Origin of the sequence: Niveibacterium sp., from assembly GCF_041909475.1 — a bacterium.
Lineage (GTDB): Bacteria > Pseudomonadota > Gammaproteobacteria > Burkholderiales > Rhodocyclaceae > Niveibacterium.
Map to the genome: position 1 here is coordinate 59,435 of NZ_JAYRDJ010000012.1, position 14,163 is coordinate 73,597.

17 protein-coding genes are annotated in these 14,163 nt (G+C 63.8%); 5 read left to right on the forward strand and 12 right to left on the reverse strand.

The window, feature by feature from the left end; genetic code table 11:
• Positions 1–44 precede the first annotated feature (44 nt).
• From ACE3P0_RS10080 to ACE3P0_RS10095, 4 genes are read left to right on the forward strand one after another with little or no spacing between them, the layout of a single operon-like run.
• Entirely contained in the window at positions 45–1,598 is a 1,554-nt protein-coding gene (locus tag ACE3P0_RS10080; protein WP_374402417.1) for an acyl-CoA carboxylase subunit beta, read from the forward strand.
• 7 nt (positions 1,599–1,605) lie between these two features.
• A complete protein-coding gene (locus tag ACE3P0_RS10085) occupies positions 1,606–1,947 on the forward strand; it encodes a hypothetical protein (protein ID WP_374402420.1) in 342 nt (113 codons plus the stop codon).
• A gap of 8 nt (positions 1,948–1,955) precedes the next feature.
• Positions 1,956–2,339 (forward strand): biotin/lipoyl-containing protein, encoded by a 384-nt coding sequence (locus ACE3P0_RS10090; RefSeq protein WP_374402422.1) that lies wholly within the window; start codon positions 1,956–1,958, stop codon positions 2,337–2,339.
• A 10-nt stretch (positions 2,340–2,349) separates the two neighbouring features.
• Entirely contained in the window at positions 2,350–3,555 is a 1,206-nt protein-coding gene (locus ACE3P0_RS10095) for a sodium ion-translocating decarboxylase subunit beta (protein ID WP_374402425.1), read from the forward strand.
• On the opposite strand, the gene ACE3P0_RS10100 is transcribed toward ACE3P0_RS10095, so the two are convergent.
• The 12 genes from ACE3P0_RS10100 to ACE3P0_RS10155 form a co-directional block, all read right to left on the reverse strand.
• Entirely contained in the window at positions 3,556–5,121 is a 1,566-nt protein-coding gene (locus ACE3P0_RS10100) for a wax ester/triacylglycerol synthase family O-acyltransferase (RefSeq protein ID WP_374402427.1), read from the reverse strand.
• Between the two features lie 15 nt (positions 5,122–5,136).
• Positions 5,137–5,949, reverse strand: coding sequence for an esterase/lipase family protein (locus ACE3P0_RS10105; protein ID WP_374402429.1), 813 nt, complete (start codon positions 5,947–5,949; stop codon positions 5,137–5,139).
• 79 nt (positions 5,950–6,028) lie between these two features.
• Positions 6,029–6,724: an HAD family hydrolase gene (locus tag ACE3P0_RS10110; protein WP_374402431.1), complete on the reverse strand. Its 696-nt coding sequence runs from the start codon at positions 6,722–6,724 to the stop codon at positions 6,029–6,031.
• A 74-nt stretch (positions 6,725–6,798) separates the two neighbouring features.
• Positions 6,799–7,386: a TIGR00730 family Rossman fold protein gene (locus ACE3P0_RS10115; protein WP_374402433.1), complete on the reverse strand. Its 588-nt coding sequence runs from the start codon at positions 7,384–7,386 to the stop codon at positions 6,799–6,801.
• A gap of 66 nt (positions 7,387–7,452) precedes the next feature.
• Positions 7,453–8,235: a putative DNA-binding domain-containing protein gene (locus ACE3P0_RS10120; RefSeq protein WP_374402435.1), complete on the reverse strand. Its 783-nt coding sequence runs from the start codon at positions 8,233–8,235 to the stop codon at positions 7,453–7,455.
• The gene (locus ACE3P0_RS10125; RefSeq protein WP_374402436.1) at positions 8,232–9,068 is read right to left on the reverse strand and encodes a DUF692 domain-containing protein; all 837 of its coding nucleotides are present in this window, start codon (positions 9,066–9,068) and stop codon (positions 8,232–8,234) included. Before ACE3P0_RS10125 ends, ACE3P0_RS10120 begins: the two co-directional genes overlap by 4 nt.
• A 72-nt stretch (positions 9,069–9,140) precedes the next feature.
• Positions 9,141–9,401, reverse strand: a complete 261-nt coding sequence (locus ACE3P0_RS10130) for a hypothetical protein (RefSeq protein ID WP_374402438.1) — start codon at positions 9,399–9,401, stop codon at positions 9,141–9,143.
• 80 nt (positions 9,402–9,481) lie between these two features.
• Entirely contained in the window at positions 9,482–10,039 is a 558-nt protein-coding gene (locus ACE3P0_RS10135) for a DoxX family protein (RefSeq protein WP_374402440.1), read from the reverse strand.
• Positions 10,036–10,812, reverse strand: coding sequence for a putative DNA-binding domain-containing protein (locus ACE3P0_RS10140; RefSeq protein WP_374402442.1), 777 nt, complete (start codon positions 10,810–10,812; stop codon positions 10,036–10,038). The genes ACE3P0_RS10135 and ACE3P0_RS10140 overlap by 4 nt, the downstream gene beginning before the upstream one ends.
• Positions 10,809–11,693 (reverse strand): DUF692 domain-containing protein, encoded by an 885-nt coding sequence (locus tag ACE3P0_RS10145; RefSeq protein ID WP_374402444.1) that lies wholly within the window; start codon positions 11,691–11,693, stop codon positions 10,809–10,811. The genes ACE3P0_RS10140 and ACE3P0_RS10145 overlap by 4 nt, the downstream gene beginning before the upstream one ends.
• Before the next feature lie 7 nt (positions 11,694–11,700).
• The gene (locus ACE3P0_RS10150; RefSeq protein ID WP_374402446.1) at positions 11,701–12,006 is read right to left on the reverse strand and encodes a DUF2282 domain-containing protein; all 306 of its coding nucleotides are present in this window, start codon (positions 12,004–12,006) and stop codon (positions 11,701–11,703) included.
• Between the two features lie 165 nt (positions 12,007–12,171).
• Complete coding sequence (locus tag ACE3P0_RS10155; protein WP_374402448.1) at positions 12,172–13,452, reverse strand: OmpA family protein; 1,281 nt, start codon at positions 13,450–13,452, stop codon at positions 12,172–12,174.
• Between the two features lie 233 nt (positions 13,453–13,685).
• On the opposite strand from ACE3P0_RS10155, the gene tssJ reads away from it, so the two are divergent.
• On the forward strand, positions 13,686–14,156 hold the full coding sequence (gene tssJ, locus ACE3P0_RS10160) for a type VI secretion system lipoprotein TssJ (protein ID WP_374402450.1): 471 nt from the start codon (positions 13,686–13,688) through the stop codon (positions 14,154–14,156).
• The last annotated feature ends 7 nt before the right edge of the window (positions 14,157–14,163 follow it).

The window sequence follows — 14,163 nt, forward strand, 5'->3', positions numbered from 1 at the left end:
CGTGAGTTGCCCAATCAAGGCGGCTCCGGGAACGCGAGGCCGTCATGACTCTTCCCCCGAAACTGGCTCGGCTCCTTGAGGAGCGACGCGCAGCCATTCTGCTTGCCGGTGGCGCCGACAAACTCGAGCAGCGCCACAAGAAGGGGCAGCTGGGTGCCCGTGAGCGACTCGAAACACTGTTCCAGCAAGGCACCTATCAGGAATTCGGCGCGCATGTAACGCACGACGCCCATGCGTTCGGTATGGAGGGCAAGTCCTTGCCGTCCGACGGTGTGGTGACCGGCACCGGTTTCGTCGATGGTCAGCATGTCGCTGCGTTCAGCCAGGACTTCACCGTCTGTGCCGGCACGCTCGGCAAGGCACATGCCAACAAGATCGTGCGCCTGATGAATTTCGCGCTGGCGCAGGGCATTCCTCTGGTGGCGTTCAAGGACTCGGGGGGCGCGCGAATCCAGGAAGGGGTCGATGCGCTCTCGGGCTACGGCGAAGTTTTCTACGCCAACGTGCTGCTTTCCGGCGTGGTGCCTCAGATCGCGGCGGTGCTGGGGCCGTGTGCCGGTGGTGCGGCCTATTCGCCTGCGCTGATGGATTTCATCGTGATGACGCGGCGCAACGCGCAGATGTTCATCACCGGGCCGGAAGTCATCAAGGCGGTGACGGGGCACGAAACGACGATGGACGAGGTCGGCGGCGCCGAAATGCATGCGGCGGTGAGCGGCAATGTTCACTTCCTCGCGGAAGACGATGCGCACGCGATTGCGATTGTCCGCTCGCTGCTCTCCTATCTGCCGGCCAACAACACCGAAGATCCGCCACACCGGCTCGATCCGGGGCTGGATCTCTCGCATGACGACGCGATCGATGCGCTGATCCCGGACCAGGCGAACGAGCCGCTGGACATGCCGGCCGTGATCCGCCGCATCGTCGACGACGGCGAGTTGCTCGAAGTGCATGCGAGCTTTGCGCGCAACATCATCGTGGGGCTGGCGCGGATCGGCGGCGTTGTGGTCGGGATCGTGGCGAATCAACCGCAGGTGATGGCCGGCGCGCTGGACATCAACGCGTCGGACAAGGCCTCACGCTTCATCCGCTTCTGCAACGCCTTCAACATTCCGCTGGTAACGCTGGTGGACGTACCGGGCTTCCTGCCGGGCGTGGAGCAGGAGCGGGGGGCGATCATCCGGCATGGTGCAAAGCTCCTGTTTGCGTACGCGTCCTGCACGGTGCCGAAGATTACGCTGGTGCTGCGCAAGGCCTATGGCGGCTCCTACCTCGCGATGTGCAGCCAGGAGATGGGCGCCGACATGGTGTTCGCATGGCCGACTGCCGAGATCGCCGTGATGGGCGCGGACGCGGCGGTGAAGCTGCTCTATCGCCGCGAAATCGAGCAGGCCGAGGATCGTGCCGAGAAGGCGGCGGAATATGCCGCGGCTTATCGTGCCGAGTTCGCGTCGCCTTACGCATCGGCCGCCCGCGGCTACATCACTGACGTGATCCAGCCCGCCGAAACGCGCGCTGCGCTGCGGCTTGCGTTGCGCAAGACGCTTGCCAAGCGCGAACGCCGGCCGGCCAAGAAGCACGGCAACATTCCGCTGTGAATCGGCCATGACACTACCGATCACCGTTCAGATCTACCTGCTCGCTGCTGTCGTGAGCTTTGCGGTGGCAGGTTTGATTCACCTGCTCGTGGTCACGCTGGACGCGACGCGGCGGCGCGAGGTGTCGCCGCCTTTCGTGGCAGCACAGCCCTCGACAGCGCGACCGGCAACGCCCACGCCAGCACAGGTTGCCGCGATCAGCGCCGCACTCAACGAGGTGCTGGGCAGTTACCGGATCGTCCGCATCGAAACCGCCGAGCGCGGCCACACCTGGGTATCCGGGGCGCGCGCGGCGCAGCATGATTCTCATCATCTGGCCCGTTCGCCGGGCCGATCTCCCAGTCAGTGAGGCAGAGCATGGAGCGCAGCTTCCGCATAACGGTAGATGGCCAGGTTTTCATGGTGACCGTCGAGGAACTTGACGGCGCGCCGTCGACATCGGCCGTATCCCAGCCCGCCCCGGCCTTTGTGCAACCGGTGTCCGCCGTCGTCAGCGCCGCGGCTGCTCAGAGCGCCGCTCCGCCAGCACAGGGCGCGGTGGTCAGTCACCTGGGTGGCACGGTCGACGAAGTCAGCGTGACGGTCGGGCAGTCTGTTGCGGCCGGTGACCGACTTGCGACGATTGAAGCGATGAAGATGAAGAACGCAATCTTCGCCAACAGCGCGGGGACGGTGAAATCAATCGAAGTGGTTGCCGGCGATACGGTTTCCGCGGGGCAAGTCTTGTTGCGGCTCGGTTGAAAGAAGCGCGATGCACGACATCCTGAGCATGCAGTTGTTCCAGGGCGTGGCGACCCTGCTGGCGGCTGAACCGAAGATCGCGCTGGGCCGGATCACGCTGATCGTGCTGGGCTGCGTGCTGGTGTGGCTGGGCAAGCGCGGGATACTCGAAGAGTTGTTGATGGTGCCGATGGGCCTCGGCATGGCGGCGGTCAACGCCGGCGTGCTGTTCATCAAGCCGGGCACCTTCGGCACCTTGTTCGTGGACCCGCTCGCGAATGGCACCGATGCGGTGATGAACCAGTTGCAGATCGACTGGTTGCAGCCGATCTACACGCTGATGTTCAGCAATGGCCTGATCGCGTGCCTGGTGTTCATGGGCATCGGGGTGTTGCTCGATGTCGGCTACGTAATGGCACGCCCGTTCCAGAGCATGTTCCTGGCGCTGTGCGCAGAGTTGGGCACGGTGGTGGTCTTTCCGATCGCATTGGCGATGGGCATGACGCCGGGCCAATCCGCCTCGGTGGCGCTGATCGGCGGCGCCGATGGGCCGATGGTGCTGTTTGCATCCTTGGTGCTGGCGCGCGAGCTGTTCGTGCCGATCACGGTGGTGGGCTACCTGTATCTGGGCCTCACCTATGGTGCGTATCCGTGGATCATCAAGGCGCTGGTGCCCGAACGGCTGCGTGGCATTTCGATGGATGATGCGCCGGTGAAGCAGATCAGCGCCGGACATAAGCTGATCTTCGCGGTGGCCGCGTGCGTGCTGCTGTGCCTGCTGTTCCCGGTTGCTGCGCCGCTGTTCCTGTCGCTGTTCATCGGCGTGGCGGTGCGGGAGGCGGGCCTCAAGCACTACACGGTGCTGCTGGGTGAACAGATCCTCTACGGCGCGACCTTCTTCCTAGGGCTCACACTGGGTGTGCTGTGCGAAGCCGGCACCTTGCTAGACCCGGTTGTGCTGAAGCTCCTGCTGCTAGGCATGCTGGCTTTACTGCTTTCGGCGCTGGGCGGGCTTGCCGGTGGCTATGCGATGTACTTCTTCACGCGCGGCCGCTTCAATCCGATGGTGGGCGTTGCAGGCGTGAGCTGCGTGCCGACAACGGCCAAGCTGGTGCAGAAGATTGCCGCGGACGCATCGCCGACGGCGATGATTCTGCCGCAGGCCTTGGGCGCCAACATCAGCGGCGTGATCACCACTGCTGTGCTGGCCGGCATCTACGTCGCGCTGCTGCGCTGATCAATCCTTCGCTGCGTGGTCGTCGGCCTTGGCGGCGCCGCGCTTACGTGGTGTAGCGGGGCGTGACGAAATCGTCGCCTCGGGCCGGCCGCTGCGAATCAGCGTGGTCCGTGTTGTCTTCTTGCGTGCCGGCGCGGTTTTTTTTACCTCGCGGCGGGTGTCAGCAATCGCCAGATATTCCTGGAAGCTGTCGCGGATACTCTGCGCAAAGACCTCGGGCTCAGGCATCTGCTCGCGGCAGAAGGTCGGCGACACGATGATCTTGCCGTCGTAGCTGGTGACGGCGAATACAAGGCCTTGCCCGTCGGTGATCGGCATCAGCGCGGAGAAATACGTCATCCGCGCGCCGATCAGGTAGAGCGCTTCGTCCGGCCCCGGCACATTGGTGATCGTGCAGTTGGCACGCGGCGCGCGCTTGTCGACTTCCATCGCAGCGCGTGTCAGGAATTTGCTCGTGAAGGCAAGCGTTGCCGCCGAGGCATGCAGGCGGCTGTCGGTCAGCTCGCGCGCGCCAACACCACGTTCCATCAGTTCGCTGGCCGTCTGTTCGTGGATCGCGTGCAGCCGCTGCACCGGATCGGCGATGTCGGTACCGAGCTGAACGCGAATCCACGCCACCTCGCGCCGGGTACCTGGCTCGTTTTCGGCGTCGCGCATATACACCGGCGCCATCGCCCACAAGCTCACCGAGGGCAGCTCGCCCTGCATGTCGAGGAAGTGCCGAAGCGCACCGCCACATACCGCGAGCACCGCGTCGTTGATGCGCGCGCCGGGCACGAGATCGCGGATGCGTTTGAAATCATCGAGCGGGAAGCGGCGCGTCTCAAAGGCGCGGTAGGGCGACACCGGGGCATTGAAGCGGGTCAGCGCGATCCGCGCGGGGCGATTGAGTACGTCGTTGACGAAGGTAGTGACCATCGGCGCCAGCGTGCGCATCAGGTTCAGGCCCGGGCGTACGAGCCGGCTCGGCGGCCACACGCTGCCAATCAGGCCGCGCGCCATCATCGATATCTCGCCCGGGGGCGTTTCGGGGAACCAGGGCTCCGGCGGCTCCGGCGGATGCGGCTTCGGCGTGGTGTCGTGCAGCAGCGAAGTGATCTCGCTGCCTTCCTCAACGTCCAGCGCGGCGTGGTGCAGTTTCGTGACAAGGGCGAAGCTGCCGGGCGGCAGGTCGAAGAAACTGTCCAGCCCCTCGATCACGTACATCTCCCACAGTGGTCGGTTGAGGTCCAGCGGGCGGGCGTGGATGCGCGACACCTGGATGCAGAACTGGCGCCAGTCGCCCGGTTTGGGCAGCGCGATGTGGCGCACATGGAATTCCAGATCGAAGTTGTCGTCTTCGACCCAGTACGGGAAGTCGAAATCGAAAGGCAGGCGCTTGAGCTTCTGCCGGAAGATCGGCGAGCGATGCAGCCGGCCTTCGATATGCGCGAGGATGTCCTTGAAGCGAACCCGCCCGCCGGGGGCCGTGGACTGATCGTAGATGTGGATCAGCGTGACGTTCGAGTTGGCGTGCGCCGAGTCCGAGTACAGGAAGGCGGCATCGTGTTCGCTGAGTTGTCGCATGGTCTGGGTATGGCGTCAGAGCGGCAGGGACTTGTGGGTCAACAAGCGGTAGAGGCGGCCTGTCAGTCCGGTCGGCTCGTAGGGGTGCCAGTCGCCTTCGGCCTGTGCGAGCCGGTCGGCCACGATGTTCAGCACCACCGCGTTGAATGCGAGCCCAAGGTGGCTGCCGGGTACGCGGATATTCTCGTGCAGCGCGGGGTCGCCGTCGATGGTCGCTTCCTGCGGCGGCACCACGCCGTCGCTGAGCGAATACAGGCAACTCATCGGAATCGGCATCCGCTTCTGCTCGCGCAAGTCGCGCGCCTTGGGCTGCGCGAGATGGCCGTGGGTACCGAGCGGGTGGGCTATGAGGCGGTAGATCGCTTTCACCAGCGGCGGTGATTGGCTGCCTTCCGGGCCCATGCTGACCGGGCTGCCGAGCGTGATGATGTTGCGCACGCATTCTGGCGCCGCCTTGGCGCCGTAAAGCGCGAACATGCCGCCCAGGCTCCAGCCGACAAGGCTGACCTTGCGCCCGCTCTTGAAATGCATGAAACGGATCTTCTGCTGCAGCGCGTTGGCGTGACGCGTCTGGAAGCCGAGGTTGCGCCCCAGCCCCCAAGTCTGGACGTCGTAGCCGCGGTTACGCAGAAAGTACTTCAGCGCCAGCAGGGAGCCCTCGTCACCAAGGAACCCGGGCAGCAGCAGCACCGGATGCCCGTCACCGCGTTCCGCGCTCGCGAGCAGCGGCAGGCCGGCGGGCAAGGCTGCGATTTCGAGCAGCGCGCGCGGCTCGATCAGCGAATGGAGCGGGTTGGGGGTACCTGCGTGACTGTATCGGGTCGTCATGACCTGACAGTTTGTTTCACAAGCGGACTGATTGCAAAGGCAGCGGTCGTGCGGCGGACATTTTCCGTCGCGTAGTGGCTTAGTCGGGGCCGGCTGATGCCAGATCCAGTGCGTTCCGCACGCGTGCGCAGATATCGGCCGGCGTGCGGGAAATCAGCTCCTCGGGCACGTCGAACTTCTTCGTCAGCCGCTTGTGATCCTCGAATCCGTAGGCGGCGATGAAAGGGTGCATGCCGGCCGCTACCGCGGCGCTGAAATCGCTGAACTCGTCACCACACGCGTAACTGCGCGCCGGGTTGATGCCGAAGCGTTCGCGTGCCATGCGGAAAGGGTGACGCTTGTCATCGCCGAGTGCGAGGCACGCGACAAAATCCAGTGCCGTGAGATCCACATCGTGCCGAGCGAACAGCCGCCGCAGCGTCTGCGTTGGTTCATGCGTGACGTTCCGTGTCACGAGCCCGACGCGCAAGCCGGGCGTGGCGATCAGCTCCTGCAGCAGGGCCGCCATGCCGGGGTACAGGCTGGCCTCGTCGCGATAGATGTCGGTCAGCGTGCCGAGCAATTGCTTGCGTGTGTGCTTGCCGAACTGCTTCTTGAGGTTGCCGGGGAATTCCTTGATCCCGCCGAGATACTTGAACAGCTTGCGGCGCTTCTGGAAGCGCTCGAGATCACCGATTTCCATGCCGTGACGCGCGAAAGCGAGGTCAATGGCCGCGAAGGCGTCGACCGTCGTGCCATCCGCGTCAAACAGAATCAGTCGTTCGCTGCTGTACATGGGCATCGTCTCCGACAATGCCCCGATTCTCGCTGCCGTGTATCACGGCATTGTTACGATGCGGCAGGCTGCGATCAGCCTTGGCTGGCGCTCAGCGGTGGCACCCAGTCGCCAGCCGGCGCGCGCCAGGCGCGCATTGCAGCGAGCAGCGCTGCCGGCGTTTCGCCAACGCAGAACAGATCGAGGTTCTCCGGCTTCACGAAACCTTCCTTGACCATGTGCCGCACCATCGCGATCAGCGGCTCATAGAAACCTTCCACGTTGAGCAGGCCGATCGGCTTGCGATGGATGTGCAACTGCCCCCAGGTCAGGATCTCGAACAGTTCATCCAGCGTGCCATAGCCCCCGGGTAGCGCGACGAAACCCTCGGCACGCTCCGCCATCGCGGCCTTGCGGGTGTGCATCGAATCGACGACCCGCATTTCGGTCGCGCCGCGGTGCTGCAACTCGCGCTCGACCATGAAATCGGGGATTACGCCGAACGTCCGCCCACCGGCATCCAGCGTTGCGTCGGCAACGATGCCCATCAGGCCGATGTCGCCACCGCCCCACACCAGTTCGATATTTTGCTCGGCGAGCAGTTTGCCAAGTGCCATGGCGGACTGGCGATAGACCGGGCGGGTGCCGGAGCGTGCGCCGCAGAAAACGCAGATTGATTTCATCGGGAACAGCCGTATGACTTCAGGGAGGCGAAGTATGCCTCGCCCGGCCTGAAGCGACGATGAATCTCAATGCGACCCGTCGGCCCGCATGACCAGCGCGCCGTGATCGACGAACTGCGCGAGCGCGGCGAGCAGTTGCTGCGCCGCGACCTCGGGCGGTTCGCCTGCAAAGACTCGCTCGCTGGCCCCGCCTAGCGTTTCGCCGGATTGAAGCGCCTGGAGTAGTGCGGCTTCATTTGGCGCCAGGCAGCGAAACTGCGTGGCAAGTTGGTGGCGCCAAACCAGCAGTTCGTGCGGTGCCAGCTCGGGCGGCTCACATTCTGCATACGGATCAGCCTGCAGCTGGTGCCACAGCGGTTCGACGGCCCACTCAAGCGCCAGTACCGTAACGCTCGGATGCAATGAGAACTGCAGTGCAGGCCAATGCTCGGGCGCACATGCCGCCAGCGCTTGCAGCGCTGCGGGTGGAACATCGGCAGCGTCAAACGCGTGTCCCAAAGCCCATTCGAGGCGAATCAGGTCAGCCAGGGCGGGATGCGGAAGGTGCTCCGGTTGCCGGGAGACATAGCTATGCAAGGCGTCGCCAAACCAACGGATCGATGGCTGGCTGGACGGGTGCGCTTGCAGGTAGGCGGCGCCCAGCTCCCCGAAGTCGTCGTCGCCAAGTACCGCCGCAAGCACAGGGTAGTTGTCGCGCAGCGCGGCGATCAAACGACCGCGGTAGGCATCGGCGTAGATGGCGAAACGTGGTTCAACCGGTGTATGGCTGGCCGCCAGCAGATTCGGCGGGCAAATCGCCGACAGCAGTGCGTTGCGCAGTGCACGTTGCTGATCGATCAGCTTAATCACGCCGCCACCTTGTCGACGGTTTCTCTGGCGGCAATGGCGCGAGCCCGATCCAGCTCCGAGATGAGTTCGGGCAATGTCGGGATGTTGTCGTCGCGCTCGATCATCGTTGGCACTCGACCCAATCGCCTCACCGTGTATGCGTAAAGATCCCAGACCGCATCGCTGACCGGCTGGTCGTGCGTATCGATCAGATAGTCGCCGTGGTCTTCGTGGCCGGCTAGGTGGATCTGGTAAACACGGTCGGCCGGTAGTGCATCGATGAAACGGCGGGAACTGAAGCCGTGATTCACGCTGGAGACATGGACGTTGTTCACATCAAGCAAGAGCAGGCAATCAGCGCGCCGCGCGAGCTCGGTAATGAACTCCCATTCCTGCATTTCGTCCTGCGCAAAGCCGATGTAGCTCGACACGTTTTCCAGCAGGATGCGGCGGCCGAGGTAGTCCTGCACTTGAGTGATGCGGGCGGTAAGGTGCCGCAGCGCCTCTTCGGTGTACGGCATCGGTAAGAGGTCGTGCAGGTTGTGGTGGTCGGCGCCCGTCCAGCACAGGTGATCGGATATCCACGCGGGCTCCACGCGCTGCGCAAGCGCTTTGAGGGTGGCGAGGTAGTTCAAGTCGAGCGGATCACAGGAGCCGATCGACAGCGAAACGCCGTGCATCACCATTGGGTAGTCGCGGCGGATTAAATCGAGATAATGGAGCGGCTTGCCGCCCGGCACCATGTAGTTCTCGCTGATGATTTCCAGCCAATCGACAGCCGGATTGCTCTCGACAAAGTCGCGATAGTGCTCAACGCGCAGGCCGAGACCGAAACCCTGCAGGGCGTGGTTCATGTGCTCTGATTTCCGCTGTTGGAGACGGGGCTTTCCGACACCCGCACCAGGGCGGGTGTCGGTCGAGGACGGTCAGGACTTGTCGACTTTTCCGCCTGCCTGCATGCATTCGGCAGCGGTTTTGGTCTTCGTCCAGCCCTGGCCCTTGCAGCTGTTCTGTCCCTTGCACTCGTTCTTTGCGGTCTTGCACTCGGAATGGCCTTTGCAGCTGTTTGCGCCGACGCACTTGACGCCCATGTCGTCGGCGGCTGACGCGCTAAGCGGTGCGGCGCCGAGGGCGAACAGGGCTGCGGCGGCAGTGGCGATGGCGATTCCGGACTTTGCATTGATCATGATGTTTCCTCTCTGTGGCTGGTGTTATGAAGGCTTGCACGGGGTGTGCATGGGAGTAGATCGAGTGAGGGGGCGATTCCTTACATCGCAGCTTTTGAATACGTGTCTGGTATCGGCCGTGCTCGCTGACAGCGGCGGGCAATCAGATGGTCGAGTGACAGCACGCCGCCGCCGCGTGCGATCAGCACCAGCAGCACGGTTGCCCACACGCCGTGCGTGGGGTAGGCATCCGGATACACGAAGAGCTGGATCACCATCGTCATGCCCAGTAGGGCGGCCGCGGCGAAACGTGTGGCGAGACCTGCCAGAAGCAGAACCGGGAAGATGTGCTCGGCAAACGCAGCGGCTGTCGCTGCGAGCACGGGATCCAGCAGCGGCAGGCGGTATTCGTCACGGAACAACGCGACTGCGGAATCGGACAGATGTGGCCAGCCGAGCGTGACGCTGCGGTCGATCAGATCGATGGCGAGGCCCTCCACCTTGGTCTGTCCGGACTTCCAGAAGATGGCCGCAATCGCAAATCGCCCGAGTGCGGCAATCAGCGAGTCAGGGATTCGTTGTGCCGTGTTGATCGCGGCCGACACCATCGCGGACATCGTGGCGGAAAGGGTGCTGCGGGCGGGGGAGATCGGCGTCATGGGTGTGCCTCGGCGGGAGGGGTAATCGTGCAGATGCAGCGAAGCGAGATCAGGCTTGCAAACGCCTCGTCGAGATCGAATTCCGGGGTGACGTGAGCGGCGGCGGAGAGCACCACTGCAAGGCATTCCCCCGACAGCAGTTGTTCGAGCAGGGCTGCGCAGGATTCGCTGACGATGTGCACGGTCACAAGGTCGTCGCGCCGCAGCACAAGCACGGATTCGGCTTGATCGATCGACACGCCCTGCATCGGTATCAGGTCTTGATGCGACAGCCAGATGCTGCCGGCTGCCCAGTTCGAGCGGATCAGTCGTGCCGACGGCAACAGGCCGAGTCGTAACGCGGACAGGCGCTGCGGGTCAGCAAGCCATTGCAAAAATGCCGTCGGCGGCAGCGATGTGGCGTCGGCGGCGTGCCATGCCTCGATCCGGTGGTATTCGAGCCGCGCGACGTCCGCGATGTAGGGATAGTCGGCGAGGGCGGCGAGTCCCTCGAGGTAGTTGGGCAGCGTCTCACCGTATTCGAAAAGGACAGGCGACGTGGGGGGCTGTGCATGGACGAAATCGAGGGCGATCGCCCGGAAGCAAGTTTCACCCAGGAGCTGACGGGTGACCGGAAAGCTATCCTCAAGCGCCATGATCAAACCGAGGGCGCGGTTGTTGCGGTGCACGGCAAAACGTTGTTCCGGCGGCTGCGGGCCGATAACACGCAGACCGCGGGGCGCCGGCTGATCGGCGTTGCGCAGCGCTTTGGCAAAGTTCGCCAACGTCTTCATGCGGCGCCCCGCTGTGGGCGTGATGCGGAGTCGATGGCGACCTCAATACGCGCGGCTTCGCGCAGCAAGCGATCGAACGTGGGTAAGTCGTTATCCCATTCGATCAGCGTCGGGCGCGGGCCGATGCATCCCAATACGCGCACGTAGAGGGGCCAAACGGCGTCCTCGACAGGGCCGTTGTGTGCATCGACGAGCAGGGTAGCGCCGGAGCCGCCCGACTCGGCCGCGTAGCCAGCAAGGTGAATCTCTTCGGCCGCGTGCAGCGGAAGCGCGAGGATGTCAGCCCAGGCATCGCGACCATGGTTGCATGCCGACACGAACGCGTTGCTCACGTCGAGCAGCAGCCCGCATCCCGTTCTCGCAACCAGTGCTTCGAGGAAGTCGCCTTCGCTCATCGTGCTGGTTTCGAACTGGATGTACGTGGCTGGGTTCTCGATCAGGATCCGGCGCTTGAGTCGTGTCTGAACCTGATCGACATGCCGACAGACGCGTGAAAGCGTTGCGGCGTTGTAAGGCACTGGCAACAGGTCGTTGAGGAACTCACCGGCACTGCTGGACCACGCGAGATGCTCGGAGAACACGGCCGGCTCATAACGCTCAATGAGCGCCGCAATGCGATCGAGGTGTGGGGCGTTCAAGGCCATACCGGCGATGGAGAGGCCAACGCCGTGGATCGACAAGGCATGGTCCGCACGGATCCATTCGAGCATCCGGTGCGCAGGTCCGCCGGCGCCGAGATGGTTCTCGGCATGTACTTCATAGAACGCGCAACGCCCACGTGCGCGCTGCGCGTCGGCAAAGTGCGCTGGTTTGAGGCTGAGTCCGGCGCCGGCGGGCAAACCGCCGGCCCTTTCGGGCCGGGCATCGGGAAGGGCTGACATTGCGGCGTCAGGCTTTCTTGGCTTTGAAGGCCTTGAACTGCCCGAATCCGGTTGGCGACGTTGGCGAGGGCGTCTTTTCGCAAGTGCCTTTGGGCACATAGCGCCACGCGTCGCCCTGAAAGTCGACTCGCGAAGTGCCGGCACAGCTCGTTCCAGCACCGGCGGCGCAGTCGTTCTTGCCCTTCAGCGCAACGCCAAAGCACTTCTCCTTCTCACCGCTGTCGGCGGCAGCAGCGGATTGCGACAGCGCTGCACCCAGCGCGGCTGCAATGACGAGTGCGGAAATGGGGCTTGCTGCGGTCTTGAATGGCATCTGGGGCTCCTTGGCGATTGTTGAGGAGCGCCCGAATCGTCGGGCTGCTCGTATCTCAGTGGATCGACCCAAGCCCCGCTTCCTTACATTCCCCCAGAAAGGAACCGCACGTTTCCTCGTGCCAGCCTGGCTGCGTTCACATCACGCGAGCGCACGCATTTCATTTCAGCTCGCCGCGCAGTCGATCACCTTGAAGACGACGCGCCGGTCCAGCGCGTCGCTGGCGTCGTCGCGGCCATTGCCGATCAGGTTCTCGCGCGACCCGACACCGTTGGCGATCGTACGGTGCCGCAGCGCGGGCGCATTGGCCTCCAGCTTTTGCTTGATCGCTTCGGCGCGCAGCACCGAGATACGTTCATTCAAGGCCTCAGGCCCGCTTCGGCTGGTGTGGCCAACGATTTCGAGGCAAGCCGAGCGTTGTGCGGTGCGCTGCGCAACTTCAGAGAGCCAGAAGGGGTAAGCACTGCCGAAGGTCGGATCGGCCGCAAAGGAGGTTGATCCGGGCTTGAAGAGGAAGCGGATCGCCATGCGTTTGCGCTCCAGACCGAAGTCCACAATCCGCTGGAATACCACGCGAGACGCATCCTTGCGGCCGAGCCTCCAGTTGGCGAGGTACACCCCGTTGAGGATGCGCAACTCGTCACCGGCAGCGGCCTGCATCGCCACGCTGTAGTTGTCCAAGGCCTCGCGATAGCGCCCCGCGTTGTAGGCGTCGATCGCACGCTGCACGCTTGCTGCCGACACGATTCGCGCCACGTAGAAGCCATCCATCGGATCACCGATCTTGCTGCCCTGGCAGGTCTTGATGTAGCCCTCGGTGACGCTGTCCAGCGCCCATGCGGGGCTGTCGCGGAAATAGGCCAGCGGTGTGATGTCCACGCCCTCGGGCTTGGCGCGAGCGACACCCTTGCCGACCAGAGTACGTGTATCAAGATCGGCAAGCGCAAGGCAGATCCGGTAGGCCTCGCGGGCACCCTGCGGCTTCCCTTGGCCGTCGATACCGGTGAAGGTGCCGATCAGCACGAGCGGCTTGCGCTTGAGGTTGTCGACCGTGAAGGGCTGTACATCGAACTGGGCGAAACGCTCACGGGCGATCTTGGTCAGCCGTGCCTGCATCAGGCGGGTTGCCTGGGTCTGCTCGCCGGTGACGCCGTCGATAAGCGGGTCGATGACGACCATATGCTTTGCGCTGCCATCCGCCGCAGCAACGCTGCCGAAGAGCGCATCGGCAGCCCGTTCGAGGGCTTGGTCGAATGGAACAGGCGTGGGGGGCGGCGGCGGTGCCGGCGGCGTTGCTGTGGCGGCCTGCGCAGGCGGTGGTTCGCTTGGTGCAGCAGTCGGCGTCGGGCCGACGTTGGAGCAGGCTGCCACGCTGCAGCACAGCAAGAATGCTTGCAACAAGCGCCGCGCATCGTAGCGCCCAACTTGCCGTTTTCGCGGGGACATGATCATCCTCCAGAACATGCAGGTAGCACGAGATGCCGGCCGCGCATGCGGCTGCCAATGTCGATTCATCATTGGTAGCAGCAGATGACGCGCGGCGCCAGCGCCATCGCAAATTGCGTAAACAATAACGTTCGCTGTGCACACTGTCGTTGCAGCCAGCGCCCGGCCTCGTGATAATCCACTTGGCACTGATGACGAACGCAACTCTCCGAGGGTAGAACTGCATGTACTTCGTGTCACGGAAATCCCTGCTCGTCGCAACACTCTGCGCGACGCTTGCAGCCTGCGGCGGTAAAGGCCTCGCGCCGCCCCCGCCACCGACAATCGTGCAACTGACCGTGGCTGCTGACAGCGGTGCCAACCCAGATTCAAAAGGGCGTGCGACGCCCGTCGTGGTGCGTTACTACCTGCTTGGCAACTCCGGGCCGTTCGAGGCTGCCGATTTCTTCTCGCTCTTCGACGCTGACGACAAGACGCTTGGCGCCACCGCGGTATCGCGCGAGGAAGTGACCTTGCGACCGGGCGAGCGGATCCAGAGCCGCCTCACACCGCAGTCCGAAGCAAAAATGCTGGGCGTGTTCGTCGCCTATCGCGATCCGAACAAAACGCAGTGGCGCGCCGTCGCGCCAGTGCCGGCGAACAAGACGACGGCCTATACGGTTTCAGTGCAACGCGACCGTGTAACGATCACACCCACCCCTTGAGCTCGTC